Consider the following 3,170-nt stretch of genomic DNA (forward strand, 5'->3'; position numbering starts at 1 on the left):
GGCGGGGCCGTAAACGGCCTAAATTGAATTCCTTTCGGAATTCAATGCCCACCTAAATTCCCCTTCGGGGAATTCTCTGTGGTTTATGTCGCGCCCCTTCGGGGCGCTTGGTTGGGGGTTTTGAATTCCCCTTCGGGGAATTCTGGTTTATGGGTGGTGAGGGTTTTTGCCCCTTCGGGGCGAGGGAATTCCCCTTTGGGGGAATTTGGGGTGGTGGGGTGCGTCCGCCGTTGGCGGTCACTTGGTGGGGTGTCAGGTGTGGGCCCCTTCGGGGCCGGTGTGGGGAGGGGCATCGGGTGCGGTGTGGTGAAGGTATTGGAGTCTCAGTATGTGCTGTGAGCTGGTGTGTTGCTGTGGTGGGGTTGGTTCTGAGTGGGGGCCCCTTCGGGGCTTTGGTGGTGGGTTCGGCGAGGCCTTCGGCCTCGCCGAGGAGACCGGTTTATGGGAGTCGTGACGGATTGTCGGGGCGGTCTCTGTGGTGGTGTCGTCTGGGTGGCGGTGGCCGGTTTTATTGGGGTCGGTTGATTCCCGTTCCGTAAATCTGTTGCCGTACTCGCACTCTATTAAACGGTCCCGTTTTACACTCGTCACATATTCATCATGCGCGAGTTTACCGGGCAGGCATGTATTACTGCGTGGTGCTGCCACACGACTGCCACGAAGAAAGCATAGATGACGATATTTTAGCTATGCATTCTAGATGGAATAGGAGCGAGAGAAATTCAGGGGCCGTTCCGGAGGGAGCGTCAGGGGCAGCTCACGAGGGGGCCCTTCGGGCCCGGCAACCACACCCCGCAACGGCCACCACCACCACCACCAACCCGAAGCCACCAGCACACACCCAGGTTGCAAGTTGCAAGCCAGAAACCACCCGATCCGGGCCACCCACGCCCAAGCCCATCCAGTGGCGCGAAGTGGCGTTTCACCAGCGGGCAGTTACTGGCATCGTTTGGCTGTCCGGGACCGAACAGCCAAACCGATTCCTCCGCGTCACCTTCCCCAGGATGACGACATCAAGATCACTTCGACCATGAGGAGGGAACATGCGTACACGAGTCTGGCTCACCAGCATCGCCGTGGGGGCCGCCATACTGGTTGGCACTTCTTCCGTCGCCACCGCGCAGGCGGCACCCACACCTTCCGAAACCGGCACCGCATCGAGTACCGCGGTCAAGACTTGGATCTACGTCGGTACCTACTCCAGCTTGGAGAGCTGCCAAGCAGAAGGGCAAAAGTACCCCGACGAATGGGTGTGCCAGCGGGGCAGCAGGTACTGGGACCTCTACGTGTGGTTGTAAAGGGATACGACGCCCCGCCTCACAGGCCTCCGGACACTGAGCCCAACCCCGCAGATGGCGGGCGCCGGGCCGAACTGGCGGCGCGAGCCCCTGGACCACAGGCACAGCAGCCGCTCGACCGAGGGACACGGCCACGCAGCAGTTCTCCATCGCCCCCGAACTGCCCCCTCCGGCCTGTGGAAGCAGAGCTCTACATCACGCTGACGGCCGCGGGAACAACGAATTCTGGACTCCTCCGCGCATCGGCCGATAGTCGTCGATGCGTCACCGGAACGGTTTCGTCCGTCCGTTTTCCTGTGCAATCTAGTGCGCACCCTGGCTCAGCACTCGTTCTTCGCGACACGGACACAGGAGGACCATATGAAGCTGAAGAATCGCCTCGCGATCGCCGGAGCCACCGCGGCCCTTGCGGTCGGCGTTTCTCAGGCACCCGCCAGTGCCAACGAGGCCGGCGTCCAATGGATCGTCAGCGGACTGAGCGACTTGAAGTGCGCTGAGGCGGATGGGGACTACGTCTACAGCGCGATTGAGAACGGCACCGGATTCCGCGCCTCGTACAACATCTCCGTCTCCACCACCGGCAGGTGCAGCAGCTCGGTGATCGCCCACCTCCGTATCCAGTACAAGCAGTGGGACGGCATTGGCTGGGATGAGGCCCCTTACACCTGGACGACCATCGCTTCGAGCAATGGAAGCGGGTGGGCCGCGGACAGCCACTACCAGGTCAAGGACGTCCATTTCGCCGTCTGCGAATACACGTCGAGCAAGGGCAACTACAACTGCAATTACGTGTCGTGACGGCGCTCATCGAGCCGGTGCCGGTATTTCCTGCACGTCGCTGAGCAGCTGTTTCTCCGCCGAGCGGTTTCAGGAACGGTACGCGAACGAAAGAGCTGGGGCGGTTGTTTCGCTTGAGGCAGGAGTCAAATCCACCACAGTCACTTTGCCCCGGCCCCCGCATCAGTGGCCGCCAAGACGCTCTGGAGACGCCCACCACCAGCGTACCGGCGCACCCTCCCCGAAGGGCTTAGGAACAGCTTCTGAGCCTTTTTAGCAAGCGCATGAGCTTGCTAATCAGTGAGCGCTCTATGGGCGTTCGACACACGAAAAGGGGTCCCTCACCGGTCGGTGCGGGACCGCTTCTTGAGCGCTCACGACCACCTGGTGGGCTCGCGCAGCAGCTCGACGAGCATGCGACCGCCGTCATCGGTGAGGTACACGGTGTGGGACTCGCCGCTGTACCCGCCCAAGACCTTCACTCCGACTTCCTTCAGGCTCGCCGATAGCGAGGTGGTCTTGACGGCCAGCATGGCGCCGAGCTGTTCGGCGTCGGCGGGCGATAGGTGCACGCTGGTCTCTCCGTTGGGTCCGCGCTTCGCGTGGCTGTCGTTGAGGCCGGCGTCCGCCAGGGCCTGCGTCAGGGCGGTGATCACTTCGTCGTGCAGCACGGTGCCAGCGCTCACCGCGGCGCGCAGCTTGTCCACCACGTCCTCCAGGCGGTCGGCCCACGCGGTGGCCCGGTCGACGAGGTCGCCATCGTCGTCGTCTTCCCCCGAGCCGATCGGGATCTCGGTGCCGACGACGTAGGCGCCAACGTCGTGGAACAGCAGGTCGTCCATCTCGCTTGCCGTCTCGCAGAGTGCTTCCACGACGTCGCCGTGCTGGTGGCTCCACTCGACCGGTGGCTCCGTTACCGGCCCGAGTTCCTGCAACAGCTCCGGCCAGGTGAACGTCTCTGGCCGAGTGCCGGGGATCCTCGCGGGGTCCATCCGAGGGACCTAGCTGTGTTGTCCCGGCACGTTGGTGACAGGCGACGCGCCGTGAGTGGTGCTTGAACGAGGCGAGGGCCTCTGGTTTCGGTGTGGATTGCGA

Annotated in this window: 2 protein-coding genes; one reads left to right on the forward strand and one right to left on the reverse strand. The window is 62.9% G+C overall.

Annotation, left to right across the window (positions count from 1 at the left end; translation table 11 throughout):
- Positions 1-1,658 precede the first annotated feature (1,658 nt).
- Positions 1,659-2,096, forward strand: coding sequence for a hypothetical protein (locus tag ACH4TL_RS45730; RefSeq protein WP_398332119.1), 438 nt, complete (start codon positions 1,659-1,661; stop codon positions 2,094-2,096).
- A 353-nt stretch (positions 2,097-2,449) separates the two neighbouring features.
- On the opposite strand, the gene ACH4TL_RS45735 is transcribed toward ACH4TL_RS45730, so the two are convergent.
- Complete coding sequence (locus ACH4TL_RS45735; RefSeq protein ID WP_398332122.1) at positions 2,450-3,067, reverse strand: hypothetical protein; 618 nt, start codon at positions 3,065-3,067, stop codon at positions 2,450-2,452.
- Between the last annotated feature and the right edge of the window lie 103 nt (positions 3,068-3,170).

Origin of the sequence: Streptomyces sp. NPDC021115 (assembly GCF_044333065.1) — a bacterium.
In the GTDB taxonomy this organism is placed as follows: domain Bacteria; phylum Actinomycetota; class Actinomycetes; order Streptomycetales; family Streptomycetaceae; genus Streptomyces.

Coding starts and splice junctions, on each gene's coding strand:
- ACH4TL_RS45730 (WP_398332119.1), top strand. CDS start 1,659: ATGAAGCTGAAGAATCGCCTCGCGATCGCCGGAGCCACCGCGGCCCTT.
- ACH4TL_RS45735 (WP_398332122.1), bottom strand. CDS start 3,067: ATGGACCCCGCGAGGATCCCCGGCACTCGGCCAGAGACGTTCACCTGG.